Genomic DNA, 20602 nt, shown 5'->3' with positions numbered 1-20602 from the left:
TATTAACAATTAGATGGATGATATTTTGAAAGGTTTTAAAGAAACATGAAATCGTACTACATCCAAGATAAAAATGGGAGTACAAATGATGAGAAAGGAATCCATCACGCAAGAAAAAGAGAAAAAAAAAGCTATTTAAAATGTAAGCAAAAGTAATGGAGCTAATAAATGCTACTCACAAAAAGAAAGATGATTGACCACCGGATTAGCGTACATTGCCAAGAAGTGTTTTACAGAACTTTCATCCGACTGATTGATTCGAAGCTCTAGACGTCGTAGAAACAAATCTTTTTCTTTCTCTGTATAATAAATAGAAAATTGATCTCCTGCAAAAAGCAAATCATAAGCGATATAATTAGTAGGCCACAATTTGTAATTTTTGAAAACCGAATAATCAATGAGTTGCGCAACGCCTTGTATCTGCTTATTTTTATTATCGTTAAGCACTGCAATACCATCAAGTTGTGTATCTAATACATCACCTGCATGGATATGGATGTGTTTTTTTTGTCCCAATACGCCACTCATCATATTGGTAAAGTCTTCATCTTTATCCTTCACATATACCTCATCTCTTTCTTTAGCCAATATTTGAGGCATTTTCAATGCGTCTGTAGGATCGTATTCGTAAGAAATTGAGATTGGAACAATCTTTAAGGATCTAAGATAATCTAATAAAGGAACATCATCTCCCGCCATTGCCAACATCTTTAGAACACCCTGCTGGGTAGCATCGTTACCATCTTTTGTGCGACCTTCACGCTGCGCAATCCAAACCGATCTACTGTCTTTGTGAAGAAGCTTCTTTATATACTCTGACATCGTTTTAGAACTAGTAAGCTGATCTCGTAGAGATAAACCACGTTGCACTAGAAAATTTCGGTTGAGTTTTGCTAAAACATGCAAGAATTTTTTTTGCACCAAATTGTCGCCAATGGCAGAAGAAGTCATCACAAGACCCTGTTCTAGCAATACCAAATTGAGTAAACAAGTATCCAAAACAATATCTCTATGATTGGAAATATAAAGGTAAGCCGTATTCTTGTCTAATTTTTCAAATCCTGAAGTTGTAATCCCTTCAGAGCTTCTCTCTAAAATCTGACGAATTGTATGAGATATAAAATTCGTTTGAAAATCTGTAATAGTATCCACTTTGGTCATGTTTTCTTGCCATATTTTTTCCTCCATATTTGGGAAGGTAAAGCCCATCAGGGCCTTCATCATCGGGTGCTTAGCGATACTACATAAAGCTTCATTTACTTCATCATCATTATAAGATCTAATTTCATCAAACTTCAACATACAATTCTACTATTAAAACAATTTGCAAAAGAACAAAAAATTTTTGAGGTTATAGGTGCAATTTAAAAAGAAGAGGGTTTTTCAAAGATCATTTTGGACTATTTCAAGTGCAACAATACACTTTTATTCTTTCTAGATTTATTTTTAATTTTGTTTTTAAATTAATTTATTGCTAAATTTAAATCTTACATAGGAGATTATTCGATAGAAAAAGACTCTCTATTGAAAGGTCTTTAGTTAAATCATAGGTTTAATTATTTCCATGGATCTAAAACTACTTTTACACTTCCATCCTCCCACTCATGAAAAATTTCATATCCTTTAGCTACCTCATCTAAAGCAAAACGATGGGTAATAATATCATCAAGTTTTACTTGACCACTTTCTACAATATGTAGTAATAGATCTACAATAGGATGCACGGTTGATTGTCTTACCCTTATGGTAAGCCCTTTGTCAAACAATTATCGTAATTGATGGGGTTAACGCCCAGTATTGAAACAAAACCATCTCTTCTGGCAGCACTCATACAGGCTTCGAGTACCTTTACAGACCCTTTTTCAAAATTGACCACAGCCTTTGCTCTGTCTATAAGATCTCTATCTGGTCAAACCTTACTGCATCAATGTAAACATCTTACCTGCGTCCAGCAGTAAGATCACGTATTTGCTCTACAGTTTGCTGTGCGACTTTCCATAGGATATTATCGCAACCTGTAAGTTTGGATAATTCGGTCTAGTCGATATTGTTGGGTACCAATTACAATTACTCTTTTAGCATGATGCAAATAAGCACTTTTAGCAACCTTAGATCCTACGGGACCCGCACCAAATATCGCTACTGTATAACCTCCTATCAGATTTGCCCACATTACTACTGTATAACCTGTAGGGAAAATATCTGTGAGGAAAAGCACTTGCTCATTTGATAATGAATATGATACATATCTAGATCCAAAATTTGCATAAGGAAATCTTACGTATTGTGCTTGGCCTCCATATAAATCTGTACATCTGAACATTCCACCACCATTTTCAGTAATAAGTCCATTTTATGGGTTGGAGTGAGAACATCCCGATGGAAGATCATGCTTGCTGAAGAAACATCCTCCACAAGATATAGGGAAGGGTACAACTACTCGATCTTCTACTTGTAGATGATTGATATTGGCTCCCATGAATTCATGGCCCATTACCACAGGCCTAGGTTGTGGTATATTTCCAGAATACATATGTAAGTCGCTACCATATATAGCTGTAGCAGTTACTTTCAGGATAAGATCATTAGGATATTGTATTGTAAGGTCATCTACAATATCACAAGTTATTTTGCCGGGTGTTTGAAAAAATGGTGCTTTGATATTATTTTCAATTGAGAATTTATCTTTTTGATTTTAATTTATCATAAATGGAATCTGAGGTATAATAGAAATATCAATTATTTAATCTCATTTTTAGATTGATTCACTATACTATAAAGCACTCCTTGTGGTGGTCTTCCCTTCAAAGTTAAAATGGTGACTTATCCAATATTTATGACTAGGGGCTTAAAGCACGAAAAAAGTTTCGAATTCCTCTTTTTAATTTCCTATTAGCGGTTTTATACCCCTCAAATTATATAGCGCAAAATAGCAGTCAGATTGATATTTATTTTTTATCTTAGATTCTATATACAAAGCATTTTGGATAAGACATTTACCTAGTGTATATTTAAAAAAACATATTATGGCAATTATAGATTTTAAAAAAGAAGACTTTGTAAAAGGCGATTTTGACGATTACCAAGTAGAATACACACAAGACCAGGTGGGTATGGGAAGTAATCTAATTGTAGAAACCTTAGATGAAGAAGGAAAATACCAAGTGGTACTCGTCCCAATTAGACGTCATGACGATAAAATTTTGATCTGTTTTTCTGAGCCTACTAATGGCAGATTATTGTTTGAAAAGTAGAAGAAAAAAGTGAAAATCATAATGGTTTCCGCTTTTTTTGGTTTCAATTGACCCAACATGAAAAAGAAATAAAGGTCACAATAATTGATAAATTAACCGTAAACGCAGCAGAAATTGGATAAGGATAATATATTTTTTTCACAAAAAATACAAGTATAGTTAAGGAAAGGATATCATAAAAATAATTAAAATAGCTATTACTATTCAAAGAATAATAATTAGTTGTAATGTCTCCACCGTTTTTTGGTTTTAATTTGCCTAAGTTTTATCTTCTTTATTGATAATAAAAATATAACAATTATATTATGTTATTGTTTACTATTAATTAATAATAATTGTATATACTTAATTTTATTAGTTAAATATTAAGTTATTAAAGTATATTTGTCATACTATAATAGTGATAATTATCGATTTACTATTCGGATATCTAGTCTGATTTATGAAAAAAAGATAGTTGTAATAAAAAAAATACAAACTCAATTTAATCTCAGATTTTAGATAGTAAGTTGGGAATATCCCGCAATTATCTTTACTTGTGATGTGAAATCTAAAAGATGATTAAGTGAAAAATTAAACAAGAAATAATTTTAATCCCCCATACTATATTTAATATGCCAATAAACAAAAATCATCTTTATGAAATAGGAGCTGTCTTAGAGAAATACAATGCTGGAGATTATATATTTAGAGAAAATGGAACTCCCCAGTTTTATTACCAAATTCTTACGGGTGAAATAAAACTAAATAATTACCATAGCGATGGTAAAGAGTTTATTCAAAATATACTTTCTACAGATGATAGTATAGGAGAGTCTTTACTATTTACGGAAAAAGCTTATCCTATGAACGCACGTGCCTTGACAGAATGTAGCTTGCTGAAACTTAGCAAAACAAGTTTTTATAAACTACTAGAACTCCAGCCACAATTGTACCTGATGTTATGCAAGGCTTTATCAGAGCGATTGTACAAAAAATATATCTTGATAAAATCGGTCTCATGCCACAGCGCATCCGAAAGACAAAATGAAGTAATGCAGCTCATGAAGCAAGAGCAAGATAATCAATCTCCTTTTACCTTTGAGATCCCTCTTACTCGTCAGCAACTTGCTTCACTTACGGGATTATGCATAGAAACAACCATCAGAACTATAAAAAAAATGGAAAGACAAAAGCTTTTGCGTATAGAAAATAGAAAAATAATGTACTAATTTCTTATACAAACTCCAATTGCCAAACTATCTTTTCTTTTCTTTATAGTACTAAAATAATGATCGGTATATGATTCATAACGATATAATAATATAAAATACATCCTTATATTTTTCCTAATTGAAACGTTTTAGTGCGTTAATAATTTTTTCATCATTTGTGTTTTATGCTTCTCTTCTGAGAGGGATTTTTCGATTATAAAATTTTGGCTAAATTAAAATTCGTTGTAGATTTACAACTACATATTTTCGATAATCCACAAACTCAAAAGCATATAATTAGCTTATTACCAACACTACCTTCGATATGCAGAAATTAGAAATCTGAAAATACATTTTATCTAAATTTTAGAATTATATTATTTCTTTTTAAATAAATAGAATCTGTACCTGAAACTTTAAAAACCGAATCATTTTTTTTTATAGAATAAAAATAATGCTGAGACAGACTAGAACGATTTTTTCCATTTTTAAAATACAAAGTTGTAACTGCGTGATTTCTGAGATCGCGTGACAAGCTATCAACAATTCCGGAAAATTGTTCATTTTTCCAATTTTCGTTTGCTTTTTTATGTTTTTTATTGGCGTATTTTGGTATCAACAAAAAGCATAGTATTGTGAAGATTAGAATAATTCCATTAATAATCAAATTCGCAGTTTTATTTACTTTTAAACCAAATAAAAATTCGATAATTCCTTTATTTGAAAACACTAAGGTGGGCTTTATTTTATTAACTTTTTTATTTCTATAAGATTGGATTTATAATCATAAGTCATTAGATAATTCTTTTCCCAATAGACAAATTCCTGACAAGTAAATTCCAACTTATTCTCATTCCACTTTTTAAATTCAATAAAATCCATTTCAATTGGACTCTCTATTAATGTTTTTTGTTTGATATTATTTGTAAATTTTTCTACATTCATATAATCGGCGATGATCAAACTCTCATCGGGAGCAAGTGTTAAATTCCGATATTGAAACGAATCCTCTATTTCGATAATTTCTTCTGTATTTGAATCGATTTGAATAAGATAATCGCTGGTAAGTACGATGACAGTTTGGTAAGTTAGTGAAACCTCTACACAATTGGGAGATCCTCGGAAATGTCCACACCATACTAATCCATCATCTCTATAAAATTTCACAAAAGTCCAATTATGAGAATTCCATTCACTATCAAAATGGAAAATGCGCTCTTGCATATCTCCAGATAATGGTTGATTGATTATTTCGGCTTTTATGATCATATTTATTAAAAATTTAACTTTTAATAATGCACTAAAATAACCATTATAATTTTGAACTACCTACCAATATCTTTGTTACGCCAGACAGCGATACAATGGGTATTAGCATGATCTTCATTGGGGTTATTCGTAAATAAATCTGCTTGAACCTCTTTTGCTCGATTAAAATCTGATAATAAACCGTTATGATTAAGTTCAGAAGGCAAGAAAGACTCATCAAAACCTCCACAATTCGTAAGTGCACTGATTGAAAAATATTGATCTAATAAATCGTAGCCCATCCATTCAAATCCTTCAAAATAATGATAAGAACAATCTTGTGTAGGTTCAATAATTACTGCTAAAAAATTAAATTGATCTCGTTTTACCATCTTTTGTAAAACAAAGTCTACTGAATGATAAAATCCTGTTTGAATATTGCCTGAAACATGAATATTTTCCCAATCGTAAGCGCTATTATAATCTGGCTCTACTAAATCTTCGTTCAACATGCCATCTAACGAAACTAATTCATCAAGCTGAGGTAATCTAGACCATTCTTTATACTGTTTCCATCCGAACTCATCATTAGTGAATTCGTCATAAGTTCCTCTTGCTGCGTAAAGTATTTGCATGTTTGGAGTTTAATACGAGATGTAAATTACAAAAATATTTTTATAAGGAAAAGAAAATAGGTATGCAAAATTATGGCACAAAAAAAACCTTCAAAATAATTTGAAGGTTTAATTAGTTTCTCAACTTGCGGAGAGAGAGGGATTCGAACCCCCGGACCTGTTACAGTCAATAGTTTTCAAGACTATCGCAATCGACCACTCTGCCATCTCTCCTTAAACGACGAATATACCGTTGTTTTCAGTGGTGCAAATATAAATACTTTTTGTTATACTCCAAAATATTTTAAAAATAAATTTGCAGATCTTAGCGATTAAATAAATAACGTACTGATTTTGTGAGAGAAAAATTTTGATATATTATATTCTTATAAGTCACTATCACATCCGATGATTACAAAAGTGAATAATAACTACCCAAATTTCATCCCTAAGGAAACAGCGAGAAAACCTAAAAACACGCTTAGAAATAAATAAGAAAATAAAGTAATATAATTTTGGGTTTGCCACAAATGATAGTTCTCTACAGAGAAGGTAGAAAAAGTAGTAAAACCACCGCAAAATCCGGTGATTAAAAGAAACTTAAGATAGTGATCTACCTTAATGAATGATGAAGTGATATACCCTATTAGGAAACATCCTATCACATTGACAATAAATGTACCTAAAGGAATGGTTCCAATTGTCCAAAATTTTTGAGTGTACGTTGAGAGTATATAGCGAGCTACACTACCTACACCACCACCCAAAAAGATTAGTAATAGATTTTTCATTTAAATAAAAAGAAGCGCACCAAATGAAGGTGCGCTCTCTATTTTTTTACAGTTTTATGAGTGCAATTCTGCTAAATACTTTTCAGCGTCCATTGCTGCCATACATCCACTCCCCGCTGCGGTAATAGCTTGTCTGTAGATATGATCTTGTACATCTCCAGCTGCAAAAACACCAGGAAGATTGGTTCTAGAAGATCCTTTCTCAGTTTCTATATATCCGTTTTCGTCTAATGTTATTTGACCTGCAAACACATCTGTATTGGGTTTGTGACCAATTGCGATAAAGATACCATGTACATCTATTTTAGAAGTCTCTTGCGTTTGGTTATTGATCGTTACGGCTCTTTCTACCAAATTGTTTTCACCTTCTATACCAATTAATTCGTGGTGAAATTTAACTTCTATGTTTGGTGTATTATTTACTCGGTGTACCATAGCTTTTGAAGCCTTAAATTCTCCTTTTCTTACCAACATGGTTACTTTATTTACCAATTTGGCAAGGTAAGTAGCTTCTTCGGCAGCAGTATCACCAGCACCTACCACTACAACATCTTTTCCTCTGTAGAAAAATCCGTCGCAAGTAGCACACGCAGAAACTCCTCCCCCATTGTATTTTTTTTCGTCATCTAAGCCAAGATATTTTGCAGTAGCACCTGTAGAGATAATTACCGTCTTAGCAAAAATCTCTTTGTTCCCTGCATATAATTTATGAATACCACCAACTTCAGTAGAAAATTCAACTTTGGTGATCATCTCATAATGAACTTTAGTATCGAATCTTTCTGCTTGCTTTTGCAAATCCATCATCATTTCTGGACCCGTAATTCCTTCAGGATACCCAGGAAAATTATCTACCTCAGTAGTAGTAGTGAGCTGTCCGCCCGGCTCCAATCCTGTGTATAATTCTGGTTTTAGGTCTGCTCTAGCAGCATATATAGCGGCTGTAAAGCCAGAAGGACCAGATCCTACGATTACACAATCTAAAATGTTTTGCTCCATAATACGTTTTTCAAAAATATTTCAATTTCTAGAAGGCTAATTTCGTAAAAAATACGGTTGATACGAAAAAAATTTAATGATAGTTATCAATTATAGGCATCATCAAATTCAATCGGCATCATAAATAATCAGATTTTCGTTTTTATTTGGTCTACGTGGATTATTTTGTAGACCAATTCCTTTATCAACTCGGCATCTTCTATATTGCTCGCTCCCAAGCCTTTTCCTTTCATATCAAATTCTCTAAGAATAGAAATTACACGAGTAGCATGTTTTAAAGGATATCTGCTTGCTGCTTCGGCATAATCTTTAATAAAGTAAGGAGACACACCCAACTGTGTTGCTATTGCTTGTGAAGGCAAATGAGAAACAGTATGATACAAAATGATATTAGAAAAATAAGAGTACAAACTTGCCATCAACATCACAAAAGGATTGTTTTTCGGATTTTTGCCCATATAATGAGCTATTTTGAGCGCGGTATTGATATTTTTGTTTCCTAATGCCTTTTGAAGCTCGAATACATTGTACTCTTTGCTGATTCCGATGTGAGTTTCTACTAATTTTCCGTCTAAAATTTCTTCTGGTTTTAAAATCATTTTAAGCTTACTCAACTCATTAGAAATCCTTGAAAGATCATTGCCCAAATACTCTGCTAAAAGTGTTGGAATGCTTGGTGAAGTTTTTATTTTTAGCCTTTGAAGTTCATCTGAAATCCATTTAGGCAAATTATAATCTTTAATAGATTCACTCAAAAATAGAGCATTTGCTTTTTCTAGAGCTTTGGTTACCTTTTTTCTACTATCCAGTTTTTTATTTTTATGCGCAAATACAAGAACGGTAGATGGAACAGGATTATTAATATAAGTTTCTAAAGCAAGACTTTCATCGTCTCCTAATTTTAGATCTTGCGCTTCTTTAACAATAATTATTTGCTTATCACCCATCATAGGATATTGCCTTGCCAAAGATAAAATATCTTGGTAGGTAGTATCTTTTCCGTACGTTACGGTTTGGTTGAAGGCTTTTTCGTCTTCCTCTAGAAAGTTGTATTCAAGGGCTTTTACTGCGACATCAATAAAAAAAGACTCGTCGCCATGAAAAAAATAAATCGGTAAAACTTCTTTATTTTTAATACTTTTGAGGATTACATTTAATTCTTTCATCTTCTACTAATGGAACTTCCAAAACTTAATTTTCAGGACAATTTTGATTTTAAATTCAAGAGAGACAAAGATAAGTTATTTATTTATGATCTTATTCGTAAAACTTACCTTTTGCTAACGCCCGAAGAATGGGTAAGACAACATTGGGTTCACCACTATATCACCGTTAAATCTTACGCAACCTCAGCTTTAATAACTGAAAAAAAAATAGTTTTGAATGGTCTCACAAAAAGAATTGATCTTCTGGTAACCGAAAAAACAAAGCCCATTATTTTGATTGAATGCAAAGCGCCTCATATTTCTTTAACGCAAAAGACATTTGAGCAAACGGCTCGATATAATTCTGTAATTGAAGCTACACAAATAGTTCTAACCAACGGTATACAACATATTTATGCAGATTTTATAGATAATGCTTATCAGTTTGTAAGACAATAATTTAATAAAGTAGTAGATCAGCAAGTGATAAATGCAGGCGGAATCCAATAGATTATGAAAAGAATAAAATAGTGTAATTTCATTCAAAAAATCAGCTTTATTGGGTATTGTAGATTTGGTGGGTATTATCAATCTTTGTATCGATAATATAACTATTTCTTATTTGATTTATGGTAAAATAGCTAAAAAAATTACCGATAAATATTGACTATAACCAAAAACAAGTGCCTAAATATTTGATATCATCGCATGGTATTTTTTTGGTTTTATAAACTATGGTGCTCAAATTTTAATTTTGATTTCTTTGAGTAATTTTAAGATTAATTATACCGAATTTCTCTGCCATTCTCATTATCTTCACATTTTGTTAGCCTTCACAATAATTTACATTATTCTTTCTAAAAAATTTAAACAAATAAAATCATGATAAAAAATATCATTTTCGATTTTGGCGGCGTATTAATGGATTGGGATCCACGCTATTTTTACAAAAACTACTTTCAAAATGATGAAAAGATGGAGTATTTCCTTCAAAATATTGCTACCTCACAATGGAACGAAGAGCAAGATGCCGGAAGAACATTAGAAGATGGAACTCAAATTCTTATTGATCAATTTCCAGATTGGGAAAAGCAGATTCGAGCCTTCTATGATAATTGGTCCGTGATGCTGAAAGGAGAAATAGAAGAAAATGTAGAAATTCTGAGAAAGCTTAGTACAACTCAATATGAATTGTTTGGTCTCACTAATTGGTCTTCGGAAACATTTCCATATGCTTTGGAGCATTATAGTTTTTTTGAAATATTTAACAATAAAATCGTAGTTTCAGGGATAGAAAAAATAAAGAAGCCAGATCCAAAAATTTGGCATATCCTTTTGCAGAGATATAATCTTGTGGCAAAAGAATCAGTATTTATCGACGATAATCCGAAAAATATTGAAGTTGCAGGTCAATTAGGGTTCAAAACGATAAAAATCAACCCCGATTCCGATTTAAAAGCCGAACTTTCTACTTTTGGAATTAATATTTAAAATAAATTTAATGAAAGAATTGATCACCTTATCTGCTATTGCTTTATTTTCTGGTTCTTTAAAGAGTCAAAAATTATATGAAGTTACCTACTATGACGGAGCACAAAAGCTGAATGGACTTATAACTTCTACAGATAAAAGACCCCTTCCTGGCGTATTGATACTTCCCGCTTGGAAAGGCATAGATAATGAAGCAAAAACCACTGCCTTACAATTGAAAAACGAAGGTTATATTGCGCTGATTGCAGATATATATGGCGAAGGAAATGTACCTACTGATAACGCTTCAGCGGCGGAATCTGCAGGATTTTACAAACAAAATTACGCTGCTTATCAAAAAAGAATAAAGCTAGCCTTAGAAGAACTCAAAAAAAAGGGAGCAATTGCCAATAAAATAGCTGTGATAGGATTTTGTTTTGGCGGAACAGGTGCATTGGAAGCTTCTAGAGTAAATATGGACGTAGCAGGAGTAGTTTCCATACATGGCGGATTGGCAAAAGATCAGTCGAGAGCAAATGAAGCTATTAGTGCAAAGGTACTTGTAGAACATCCTGCGGACGACGAAAGTGTTTCTCCAGAAGATTACCAAAATCTTGTGAAAGAATTGAATGAAGGAAAGGCAGATTGGCAAATAATCACCTACGCACAATCTAAACATACCTTCACCAATCCAGAATCTCCAGATTATAATAGTACCATGGCAAAAAGGGCTTGGCACCATACTTTACTTTTCTTAAAAGAAATTTTGAAGTAAAAAAAGCTGTATATTGTAACAGATCTTCAGCTTTTTTTTTCTATTTTGATTCTTCTAAAGTAATTAAATATTCCTTTGGAGAATATTTGGTTAGTGTGCCAGTGGCATCACCTATTCCTACTCCAATTGCACCACTAATTATAATATTGACAAAAGTAACTGGATCAAGTGTTTTTAATCAAAATTAATATAATTTACTCTACATCAGCATCTTGAATGTCAGATATTAAACTATTTATTTAAATGTTATAGGCAACAATGCACCATTCGCTTCCCAAATTACTCTCTATTCACCAAATCCATAGAAAATGCAGGTATACAAATCGCTATATAAACGCAAGCTTCATTATAAGGATTACTGTATCTGACTCTAGCGCCTTTTTGCACCAATATACTTTGACCTTTTTCCAAAATAACAATCTCACCATCGATTTCAAATTGTTTTCTGCCCGAAATAATTATGGTAAATTCATCGAATTGGGGAGTTTGATGAGGTTCGCTCCAACCTGGTGGCGCGATCATTTGAGCTATAGAAACATCAGCATTTCCGGTAGACTGTCCCCAATGTTCTGCAATGGTTTTCTCGTCCGTGGTGGGTACAATAAAGGGATTGGTTTGAACTTTATAATTTTTCATATTTAATATTTTATGATTTGATAAAGATAATTCGACCTTGTTTCTTCTCCGAAATAAGCCATTTCTACGGTAGCAATTATTTCTGCACCCAATTTTTCTAATGCTTTTTGAGATCTAATATTTACAACACCTACATGAAAGTGAACTGTATCTATATATTGAAATAGATAATCCAACATAATTTTTTTCACTTGCGAGTTGATGCCTTGACCCCAATACTGAGTTCCATAAAAAGTGTATCCAATAAAGTACCGATTCTCATTCTTATAGAAACGTGTACTTCCAACAATTTCTAGAGTCGATTTTTTTATAATTTTATAAGCACCTTTGCTTTCTATCGCACCTTTAAAGAAGACCTCGAAAACTTCCCTTTTATAACGGTCTTTATTAGGATGCTGTTCCCAAACTTTTGGGTCAGATGCTGCTTCATATACTTTTTCAAAGTCTGATTCTTCTAACGGAACAAGACTGTATTCTTCTGTTTCTAATAAAGGTTGAAGAGAAAAATCCATGTATTTTTTTTATTTAAAATTAATAATTATCCGTGATAAACTCTAGAAAAGATAATTTCACCGTATTCCATTTCCAAAACTTCGCCTACTTCCACATCTTTTTCGTTATCTATTACTCGATTATATTCCATAAAAACTTTTCCATTCTCAGCAATTAGGGATTTTATAGGATAGCGCAAGGAAGGTAATCTATCAAAACAGTCTTTCCACCAAGCTCTCAATGCAAATTTTCCTTTTATTAATCCTTTTGTTTGTGGTTGTCTTATTTTAAATTTTGGACTAAAATGTTGTTCTTGCTTATCATATAGATTCAATAAATCCTTAATATTGTGTCCAATAATAGCTTTTAAACCAAAGGGTAGCTAAATTTTTTGTTTCCATAGGATTCCTTGCAAAATAATTGATTAAAAAAATAGGTAAAAAAAAGCGAACCGAAGTTCGCTATTAGTTTAACTTTTTGCTTTAGCAGCATCTTTTTCTATTTGTTTAATTTCTTTCAGTTTTTCAGAAATTTTTGTAACAGCTTCTGGTTTTGATGGTTTTAAAGGTATCTCTGCTTGAGAGAAGTCCCATTTTATCACCAAGTTGCCCGAGTTTTCATCTGTAGGATTGAGTGTAATCTCAAACCATTCTTGTTTTTCAGCCAATTTATAGACTGGTACTACAATATCTACAACATCCTGTTTTGGATCATAGGTATAAGCGCCCCATTGTTGAAAGTCTTTATTCAAAATTACTTTCCACTCTTTTTCCGATGGTACTATAAATAGTCCGTATGTTCCTGCTGCCACAACTTTGCCTCCAAAATTAACAGATTGCCCAAATGTTACCTTAGTAGATGAATTGGCTCCAGCTCTCCAAACTTGTCCAAATGGCACTAATTCCCCAAAAATTTTTCTTCCTTTTACACCTGGTCTCCCATAATCTATGCTTATTTTGGACATAGAAAATTGTTGTTCTACCTTTTGGCGTGGGCTTGCTGCCGGTACCGAATAATCTTGTGCAAAACTAACTGCTGATGCAGAAATACATAGGGCTAAAATTAACTTCTTCACTATAAAATTTTTTATAAAAATACAAAATAACGACTAGAATATATGCTATCTAACTGCTAAATTTTGTTAAATATAGAATCATCATTACATTTATTGTCTCTTTTTGAGAAAATAAAACTCGGGACAAATACTTTTTCCTATATAAGCGACGTTATTCATGGAAAGTATAATCTAACATAAAAAAAATAGTTATGGATTCAATTGTAATAAAATTTAAAATAATTCAAACCACAGTAGCTTTAATTACTGTTATTAGCATTTGTTGCTCATCATGTTCGCAAGAGAATATACCTGAAGAAATAGATAGCGAGCATACCAATTCATCATTACATCTAAAAACCGTTAACGAAGGTTTTTCACCCACAGATTATGGCGACGTCGTAGGGAAAGTGGTAGTAGGATATCAGGGTTGGTTTAATACAGATACAGATAAATCCCCTTTGAAAAAGTGGCGACATTGGTCTACTGGCAATGCCCCAAAAGCCTTAAATCAAACATTTGAACTTTGGCCAGATGTGAGTGAATATTCAACCACCTACGAAACTGACTATGATACTTTGGGAAATGGACAACCATCAAAATTGTACTCTTCTAATGATGCTAACGTAATTGATAAGCATGTAGAATGGATGAGAAAATATGGAATCGATTGTATTGCACTTCAACGTTTTGGTACAGAATTGAATGATCCAGTACGGAAACTAAATAGGGATCAAGTAACGCAAAAAGTGAGAAATGCAGCGCAAAGTACTACTATCGGCGATATGTACAGAAATAGACCTACAAAATTTTATATTATGTATGATATTTCTGGATGGGCGAACTTTCAATCAGAGATAAAAGAAGACTGGCTAAATACCATCGTTAATAAACTTGATTTACTAAGTTCCCCAGCATATGCAAAACAGCAAGGACGTTACGTGGTTTGCATCTGGGGAATGGGTGTGAACGGGAGGCCTGGTAATAGTGAAAGTTATAGAGATGTTATAAAATGGTTTCAGGATAGAGGTTGCTACGTCATTGCAGGGACAAAAAAACATTGGCGAACTGATCCCAATATAAATAATGCAATGCTTACTGCCAATATGATTACGCCATGGACAGTAGGAAGTTATGATAGTAATCAGGTGGATGGATATGCAAATCTATTGTTCAATGATAAAGCGGTATGCGATCTTCATGGTGTAGATTTCCAACCCGTAGTTTTTCCAGGTTTTGCCTGGTCAAATTGGAATGGTGGCCAACGCAACCAAATAGCGAGACAACATGGAGATTTTTTGTGGAAACAATTTTACAATATTAAAAGAATTGGAATACCCAATGTTTATGTAGCCATGTTTGATGAGTATGATGAAGGAACCGCAATTGCAAAAGCTGCCACTCATCAAAATCAAATACCATCTAATCAATACTTTTTAACCTTGGATGCCGATTCTACTAAAGTTTCCTCAGACTTTTATCTAAGACTTACAGGCGATGGCGCCCGACTGATAAAGGGACAAATACCTTTACAGCAGTCTCACCCGACCCCTCATCAGTAATTGATATATCTGCCTCCTACATAGTGTATGAGGCAGATTTTTTTATAATCTAAAAAATTATTCAGGTCTGGCTTTCCATTTTCTGATTATATCACTGTAAAAATACATTATTATAAACCCTAACACTATCAAAATAAAGCTAATATTTAGTTGCAAATAATCTAAAAACGTAATGCAGTTTGAAGTTTTTTCTCCCGTTTCTATATTGAGACTTGGCTCCTTACATAAATAATTTTGATAACGATCTATCAACGTAAGAACGAGGAATACAGTAGGCACAAAAACATTCATAGAGATTACTAAAAAAATAGAAGTTATCATTTTGCTGAATTTATTCATCATAAATAACGGTACACTAATAATGGTAAGCAATACAATGAGTCCAACAATACTAGTAAAAGATTCTTCATAATCACCACCAAGGAAAGAATAGCCAATAGAAACCATAGTAACCAATAATGATAACACACCCGCACTAATCATACTAAATAATAAGGCTTTGAGACCTGCAATTCTAAAACTAAAAATTAAGAGAGAAATCCCAAATCCAAGCCACAAAAATACATGTATACTGCTTTGCACAAATTTGAATTCTTTAATAGAATCTACATTTCCCAAAACTTCTACCAAATCTCTCTGATAGTAATAAAATGAGGTAAGATTTTGTTTAAAGTACTGATCTGGATGTATCTGGTTGGCAATGGTGGGATTAAACGTTTCTATGGAAGTTTTGCTATCTACCACAACTCCGTTTTCGTCTACCATAGCGGCCGCATCTACAGTAGTAGCGTAATCTGTCGCTGCAAAATCTTCTATATCATTGGATATTTTCTCTTCTCTAATGAATTTTTTGACTTCAAATTCAGAAGGATGAAAAACAAGCTTTGTCCACTCTTTGGCATTAAGGTTGTTGGAAATTTTGAATTTTTTGGAAATTTCTAGAAACTCAGACAATAATTTTTCAATGACTTCTGGGTCCTTCTTTTTTAAAAGCTCAATTGTTTTCCTATTTATTTCCGCTTTCCTTTGTTTTGACTCAGAATTACTCATAAATCCAAGATTGTAATCCTCGCTTGGATAACGCTGTGATTCTTTTTGCCAATTATCGTGATCATATAATAATTCTGAAAAATTGTAATAGCTAGGCTGCGTTGTTGTGATATAGGTAGATAAGTCAACAACATCTTTCCTAAAATGGGATGTCTTCGTCTTGCCATCATTTTCTACATTTACAGGTTGAATATTTTTAGAAAACTCTGGCTGAACTTCTACATATTCTCCATATTTATCTTTTTTGGTAGTTTTTTTAGAATAAGTTGTGTAAAACTGATAAACACGATTATAATACACAAAATACTTTTTACTTCTATCTATTTTATCAATATCCGTTTCACAATATAATTTGGCGAATGGCTCCGGAGATAGTCTATTATTCAACGTATAATGTCCCATATTTTGAGATAAAAAAGGATAAGATCGGTTGATGATATCTATATTTTTATTCATCTCTTTATCAGGATAATTTGTCACAATGAAGGTCTTAAAACCCATCATGAACGAGTAATAGAATGTGGTACTGGCGAATACAATAATAAAATATTGTAAAAATTGGGAAAATAATTTCCACTTAGAATTAGGATAAAAATTCTTGAAAGCGTTATTTTTAAACAAGGAAATGAGCCATCCAACAATCAGTATAATGGAAATCGTAACTTGAACAAAAATGTACCCATGCGAGAAGAAATCATCTTGTACAGAATTGGATTGTAGTGATATTGGGTCTCTATGAGAAACATATCCGATGAAAAAGAAGATGATATGTATAACTAGAGTAATAAGGAGCATCCAAACAAGCTTCGTGTTCCAAATAGTAGGATGATTTTCTAATAAATATTGATTAATTTTTTTCATTTTCAGTAAAGTTTGGGAAGATTAGTTAACGAAGAATCTTCTTGTAGATGAAGAGATATTACGGATGTACACAACTTCTATTTTGGCTTGTCCTAAAGCGGAAATAACCTCATGAAAAGCTGTATTCACAGAAAAGTAAGCCACGTATACGCCACCATTAAAATTCAGTTTTTCTAAATTTAATTCTTGGAAAATTCTGAGAAGATCTTCTCGTGGATTTGTACTTTCAATTTCTATGATCAAACCTTCGTTTTCTGCACTTTGCAATTCTGCATTATCTTTGTATTGTCCGTTTTTAAGGAAAATTACTTTGTCAGAAACCTTTTCTACTTCATACAATTGCTGTGAGCTCAAGATCAGTGCAATAGGTTTATTTACCGAATTGGCGATAGATTTCAAATCTTCGAGTATAATTTGCTGTGCTAGTACATCCAAATTGGCAAGTGGCTCGTCCAATAGTAAAATTTCAGGCTGACGAAGCAATGTTCTTGCCAATTCGAATCTCATTTTATACCCCGAAGACAGCTCGCTCCATTTCAGATGTTTGTAATTCCACAACCCCAATCTTGCTATCATCATTAGCGTACGAGTTTCGTTTTCCTCTGCTTTTACTCCATAGTTTGATAGCACAAATTTCAAATTATCCTTAAGACTACCATACCATTTGTCAGTTCTTTGTGGGATGTATACCAATTTTGTACAAAGATCATAATCATCCTTCGGTACAGTATTGAAATTGTATTTCAACGTTCCGTGAGAATATTTGAGCTCGTTGGCTAAAATTCTAAGCAACGTAGTTTTTCCATTTCCATTTTCCCCTACCAAACCATATACTTGTCCTTTCCTGATTTGTAAGGAAACGGGACCAAGCGAAAATCTTTGGCTGCCGTAAGATTTTTTTATATCTATAGCAGAAAGTACTGGAAACTCCATAGAACTTTCGTACACCTCTATTTTGTTGATTTTTTCTAATAAAACTTTTGCTTTATAAATGAGATTTTTGGTATCACTAGGATTTTTTTCTTTCCAATCCGTAAGCTCTGTAGATTCTTTGTAGATGTTCATATCTTGAGTATCCATGGCACAATCTAAAAGTTTTCTAAATCCAAGTACCGTATCATTGTTTTCAAAAAAATGATAGACTTCTTGTACTCTTTTTTGGTGTTTCGACATCTGTGTTATGATTTGTCATTAAAGATAGTAGGATTATTACAACAATTTACAAAATGACTTTAAAATTGCTAAAGAATCGCCATTTTTAGCGATACAATTATGTATTCTAGTAAAGGTCATTTTTAAGCTGCTTAAAATAGTTTTCAGCTTCGGTAGATTGGTTTTTTTGAAGATATTTAATAATAAAATTTAAATAAATTTCGGAAGGTTGAAAAGTGAAATTTTGTTTCTTAGAAAATTCTTCGTAGGATCTCATTAGTTTTTCTGGATCAGCAGAAAACTCTTTCACATTGGTAGAATAGCCTTTGAAAATGTAGCGCAATGCATCAAAATTTGCTGGATAAATAACATTTCCGTGTGCTTCTTCTGTGTACAATTTATGCTTAAAATAAAGACCATGACTTTTCTCTAAAATCTCCTTAAAACGAACAATATTATGGCTCATTTCTTCAATAGTTTGCTGAGAGCGCCCTTCATCATTGGCTTGTGCTAGATAAACAAATGTAGAATTGGGTAATTTCGAATTATTTTTAAAATAATTCCTGATGGTAGCCATTTGCTTTTGTTTATTCCACCACAAACTTGGATCATTGATCACGTAAGATTGATAGCTTTTACTGTGATTAAATAAAATATCTGTTGCAAATAAACCACCATAAGAATGACCTACCAAAATTTGATATCCATTAGTTCTGTATTTTTTAGCAACAAAATCTTTAACTTCAGTTTCTAAAAAATTGTAAAATTTATCACTTCCTCCACTGGTTTTATACACCAATTCTTTGGGATTTTTGGTCGATTTTTCATTGGATTCGGAAGTTGTAAGATCTCTCGTTCTATCGGTATTAATGATACCTACCACAATCATTTCGGGGATTTCTGCGTAAGGCTGTTTACTTAGCAAATCTACCATACCTGCATAGTAATCGAAATTGGTTTCTCCATCTAGCAGATAGATTACAGGATATTTTGCTGGCTGAATTTGGTTATCATGGTAAGATCTTGGCAAATGAATATAAATTTCTCTATTTTCATCTAAAATTTTAGATTGAATTGTTTCCTTAACTCCATTTTGTAACACTTCTTGTCCCCAAATTAATGTTGAAGAAGCCAATGCAACACTCATTATTAATACCTTTACCACAATACTTTATTTTTAAAATAATTATTCAAATATAGATTTTTTATTTTTATTTATTCTAAATATAAAGAGTGATAATTATCATCCAGCAAAAATGGCATTTCCTATACTTCTAGCCATCAATATCTTTAATAAACTATGCTACACATAATTGTAATATTTTATTCACCTTTATCCTATTTTATTTGGAAGTATATTTACCACTAAACTAAAAAACTTAATGAAAATCTTTTTATTGACAGTCCTTTCGGTAGGACTGCTAAACTTAGTATCTGCACAAGTAGGTGTAAATACAGTATCTCCTAAATCTACACTTCATGTAAGTGAAAAAAGGGATAATCAATCTCAGGTAGATCCATTTGTTGCAGACGGTATAATTATTCCAAAATTAACAAAAGCAGAACTCGCCACAAAGGACATGACTACTTATACTTCAGAACATGAAGGTACATTTGTGTATATCACGGATGCAACTTCTACATCTACTGGAGTTGTAAGCGAAATTCATACTAAAGGTTTCTATTATTTGGATAATATAGGAACTGAACTAAAATGGAGAACTTTTGCGAATCTCTATAACAAAGACGGTGAACTTGCTGGTCATAGAAATGTGAATCTCAATAGTAATAAATTATCCTTTTCTGGAGGCTCTACTACTAATGCTTTTTCTATAGATGACAGTACAATATCTGTAGACGCACAAAATCACAGAGTTGGTTTTGGCACGGCAACTCCTAGATCTACGGTAACAGTGGATGGCATTTTGACAAAGAAAATTCAAATAATGATGATGCCTGTATTGAATATTCAAAACCAACATTTTGTCATTACTGAACCCATTACTGCAGATATTATTCATTTAAAAACACCATATAGAGATAGCTCTGTTGACTATGTTATTATTGATGATTTTCCTGATGGATATGAAGGTCAGCAGGTAACGATTGTTTTAGATAAGACCTTAACAGGTATGACAGTGGGAAGAAATTCTCCACCAAATTCTCATGCTAGTTTCTTCGTAACGAGCTATTCGCAATATATAATGACTTTTGTAGACGGGATTTGGAGAGGAGGATATTAACAATTTTTTTTCCGATTAGAAAAAAAAGGATTTAAACTAAGTTTAAATCCTTTTTTTTTGATA

24 protein-coding genes and 1 tRNA gene are annotated in these 20602 nt (G+C 32.5%); 7 read left to right on the top strand and 18 right to left on the bottom strand.

Annotated features, from left to right (window positions below):
• Window positions 1-171 precede the first annotated feature (171 nt).
• The 4 genes from ACKI42_RS11030 to ACKI42_RS11015 all read right to left on the bottom strand — a co-directional run bounded on the left by ACKI42_RS11030 (window position 172) and on the right by ACKI42_RS11015 (window position 2533).
• Window positions 172-1302: a 1-acyl-sn-glycerol-3-phosphate acyltransferase gene (locus ACKI42_RS11030; RefSeq protein ID WP_407405379.1), complete on the bottom strand. Its 1131-nt coding sequence runs from the start codon at window positions 1300-1302 to the stop codon at window positions 172-174.
• 254 nt (window positions 1303-1556) lie between these two features.
• Complete coding sequence (locus tag ACKI42_RS11025; protein ID WP_407405377.1) at window positions 1557-1766, bottom strand: hypothetical protein; 210 nt, start codon at window positions 1764-1766, stop codon at window positions 1557-1559.
• 239 nt (window positions 1767-2005) lie between these two features.
• Window positions 2006-2323 (bottom strand): hypothetical protein, encoded by a 318-nt coding sequence (locus ACKI42_RS11020; protein ID WP_407405375.1) that lies wholly within the window; start codon window positions 2321-2323, stop codon window positions 2006-2008.
• 30 nt (window positions 2324-2353) lie between these two features.
• Entirely contained in the window at window positions 2354-2533 is a 180-nt protein-coding gene (locus tag ACKI42_RS11015) for a hypothetical protein (protein WP_407405373.1), read from the bottom strand.
• A 493-nt stretch (window positions 2534-3026) separates the two neighbouring features.
• Between ACKI42_RS11015 and ACKI42_RS11010 the strand changes: the two genes are divergently transcribed.
• Both ACKI42_RS11010 and ACKI42_RS11005 read left to right on the top strand, forming a co-directional pair.
• Window positions 3027-3254: a glutathione synthase gene (locus ACKI42_RS11010; protein ID WP_407405371.1), complete on the top strand. Its 228-nt coding sequence runs from the start codon at window positions 3027-3029 to the stop codon at window positions 3252-3254.
• A 614-nt stretch (window positions 3255-3868) separates the two neighbouring features.
• Entirely contained in the window at window positions 3869-4465 is a 597-nt protein-coding gene (locus ACKI42_RS11005; protein ID WP_407405369.1) for a Crp/Fnr family transcriptional regulator, read from the top strand.
• A 337-nt stretch (window positions 4466-4802) separates the two neighbouring features.
• On the opposite strand, the gene ACKI42_RS11000 is transcribed toward ACKI42_RS11005, so the two are convergent.
• From ACKI42_RS11000 to holA, 7 genes are all read right to left on the bottom strand, one after another.
• Window positions 4803-5177 (bottom strand): hypothetical protein, encoded by a 375-nt coding sequence (locus ACKI42_RS11000; RefSeq protein WP_407405367.1) that lies wholly within the window; start codon window positions 5175-5177, stop codon window positions 4803-4805.
• Window positions 5178-5188: 11 nt separating this feature from the next.
• Complete coding sequence (locus ACKI42_RS10995; protein WP_407405365.1) at window positions 5189-5716, bottom strand: hypothetical protein; 528 nt, start codon at window positions 5714-5716, stop codon at window positions 5189-5191.
• A 56-nt stretch (window positions 5717-5772) separates the two neighbouring features.
• The gene (locus ACKI42_RS10990; RefSeq protein ID WP_407405363.1) at window positions 5773-6330 is read right to left on the bottom strand and encodes a hypothetical protein; all 558 of its coding nucleotides are present in this window, start codon (window positions 6328-6330) and stop codon (window positions 5773-5775) included.
• Between the two features lie 128 nt (window positions 6331-6458).
• Window positions 6459-6543 (bottom strand) — tRNA-Ser (locus ACKI42_RS10985).
• Between the two features lie 197 nt (window positions 6544-6740).
• Window positions 6741-7100: a fluoride efflux transporter CrcB gene (gene crcB, locus ACKI42_RS10980; protein WP_407405361.1), complete on the bottom strand. Its 360-nt coding sequence runs from the start codon at window positions 7098-7100 to the stop codon at window positions 6741-6743.
• A gap of 54 nt (window positions 7101-7154) precedes the next feature.
• Window positions 7155-8099: a thioredoxin-disulfide reductase gene (trxB, locus tag ACKI42_RS10975; RefSeq protein WP_407405359.1), complete on the bottom strand. Its 945-nt coding sequence runs from the start codon at window positions 8097-8099 to the stop codon at window positions 7155-7157.
• Window positions 8100-8227: 128 nt separating this feature from the next.
• The gene (holA, locus tag ACKI42_RS10970; RefSeq protein WP_407405357.1) at window positions 8228-9265 is read right to left on the bottom strand and encodes a DNA polymerase III subunit delta; all 1038 of its coding nucleotides are present in this window, start codon (window positions 9263-9265) and stop codon (window positions 8228-8230) included.
• Window positions 9266-9274: 9 nt separating this feature from the next.
• Here holA and ACKI42_RS10965 point away from each other — a divergent pair, with 9 nt between their 5' ends.
• The 3 genes from ACKI42_RS10965 to ACKI42_RS10955 all read left to right on the top strand — a co-directional run bounded on the left by ACKI42_RS10965 (window position 9275) and on the right by ACKI42_RS10955 (window position 11489).
• On the top strand, window positions 9275-9703 hold the full coding sequence (locus tag ACKI42_RS10965; protein WP_407405355.1) for a type I restriction enzyme HsdR N-terminal domain-containing protein: 429 nt from the start codon (window positions 9275-9277) through the stop codon (window positions 9701-9703).
• Window positions 9704-10126: 423 nt separating this feature from the next.
• A complete protein-coding gene (locus ACKI42_RS10960) occupies window positions 10127-10735 on the top strand; it encodes an HAD family hydrolase (protein ID WP_407405353.1) in 609 nt (202 codons plus the stop codon).
• A 10-nt stretch (window positions 10736-10745) separates the two neighbouring features.
• Window positions 10746-11489: a dienelactone hydrolase family protein gene (locus tag ACKI42_RS10955; protein ID WP_407405351.1), complete on the top strand. Its 744-nt coding sequence runs from the start codon at window positions 10746-10748 to the stop codon at window positions 11487-11489.
• A 279-nt stretch (window positions 11490-11768) separates the two neighbouring features.
• On the opposite strand, the gene ACKI42_RS10950 is transcribed toward ACKI42_RS10955, so the two are convergent.
• The 4 genes from ACKI42_RS10950 to ACKI42_RS10935 form a co-directional block, all read right to left on the bottom strand.
• Window positions 11769-12125, bottom strand: coding sequence for a cupin domain-containing protein (locus ACKI42_RS10950; RefSeq protein ID WP_407405349.1), 357 nt, complete (start codon window positions 12123-12125; stop codon window positions 11769-11771).
• Between the two features lie 2 nt (window positions 12126-12127).
• A complete protein-coding gene (locus ACKI42_RS10945; protein ID WP_407405347.1) occupies window positions 12128-12637 on the bottom strand; it encodes a GNAT family N-acetyltransferase in 510 nt (169 codons plus the stop codon).
• Window positions 12638-12663: 26 nt separating this feature from the next.
• Window positions 12664-12951: a nuclear transport factor 2 family protein gene (locus tag ACKI42_RS10940; RefSeq protein WP_407405345.1), complete on the bottom strand. Its 288-nt coding sequence runs from the start codon at window positions 12949-12951 to the stop codon at window positions 12664-12666.
• A 135-nt stretch (window positions 12952-13086) separates the two neighbouring features.
• Window positions 13087-13692, bottom strand: a complete 606-nt coding sequence (locus ACKI42_RS10935) for a DUF2911 domain-containing protein (protein WP_407405343.1) — start codon at window positions 13690-13692, stop codon at window positions 13087-13089.
• 191 nt (window positions 13693-13883) lie between these two features.
• Between ACKI42_RS10935 and ACKI42_RS10930 the strand changes: the two genes are divergently transcribed.
• Window positions 13884-15233, top strand: coding sequence for a glycoside hydrolase family 71/99-like protein (locus tag ACKI42_RS10930; protein ID WP_407405341.1), 1350 nt, complete (start codon window positions 13884-13886; stop codon window positions 15231-15233).
• Window positions 15234-15290: 57 nt separating this feature from the next.
• On the opposite strand, the gene ACKI42_RS10925 is transcribed toward ACKI42_RS10930, so the two are convergent.
• The 3 genes from ACKI42_RS10925 to ACKI42_RS10915 form a co-directional block, all read right to left on the bottom strand.
• On the bottom strand, window positions 15291-17144 hold the full coding sequence (locus ACKI42_RS10925; RefSeq protein ID WP_407405339.1) for a hypothetical protein: 1854 nt from the start codon (window positions 17142-17144) through the stop codon (window positions 15291-15293).
• Between the two features lie 21 nt (window positions 17145-17165).
• Window positions 17166-18317, bottom strand: a complete 1152-nt coding sequence (locus ACKI42_RS10920; protein WP_407405337.1) for an ATP-binding cassette domain-containing protein — start codon at window positions 18315-18317, stop codon at window positions 17166-17168.
• Window positions 18318-18423: 106 nt separating this feature from the next.
• Entirely contained in the window at window positions 18424-19443 is a 1020-nt protein-coding gene (locus ACKI42_RS10915) for an alpha/beta hydrolase (RefSeq protein WP_407405335.1), read from the bottom strand.
• Between the two features lie 235 nt (window positions 19444-19678).
• Between ACKI42_RS10915 and ACKI42_RS10910 the strand changes: the two genes are divergently transcribed.
• The gene (locus ACKI42_RS10910) at window positions 19679-20539 is read left to right on the top strand and encodes a hypothetical protein (RefSeq protein WP_407405334.1); all 861 of its coding nucleotides are present in this window, start codon (window positions 19679-19681) and stop codon (window positions 20537-20539) included.
• The last annotated feature ends 63 nt before the right edge of the window (window positions 20540-20602 follow it).

It is taken from the genome of Chryseobacterium sp. (assembly GCF_045629545.1).
GTDB lineage: Bacteria > Bacteroidota > Bacteroidia > Flavobacteriales > Weeksellaceae > Chryseobacterium.
This window is presented reverse-complemented; position numbering and strand designations above follow the sequence as displayed.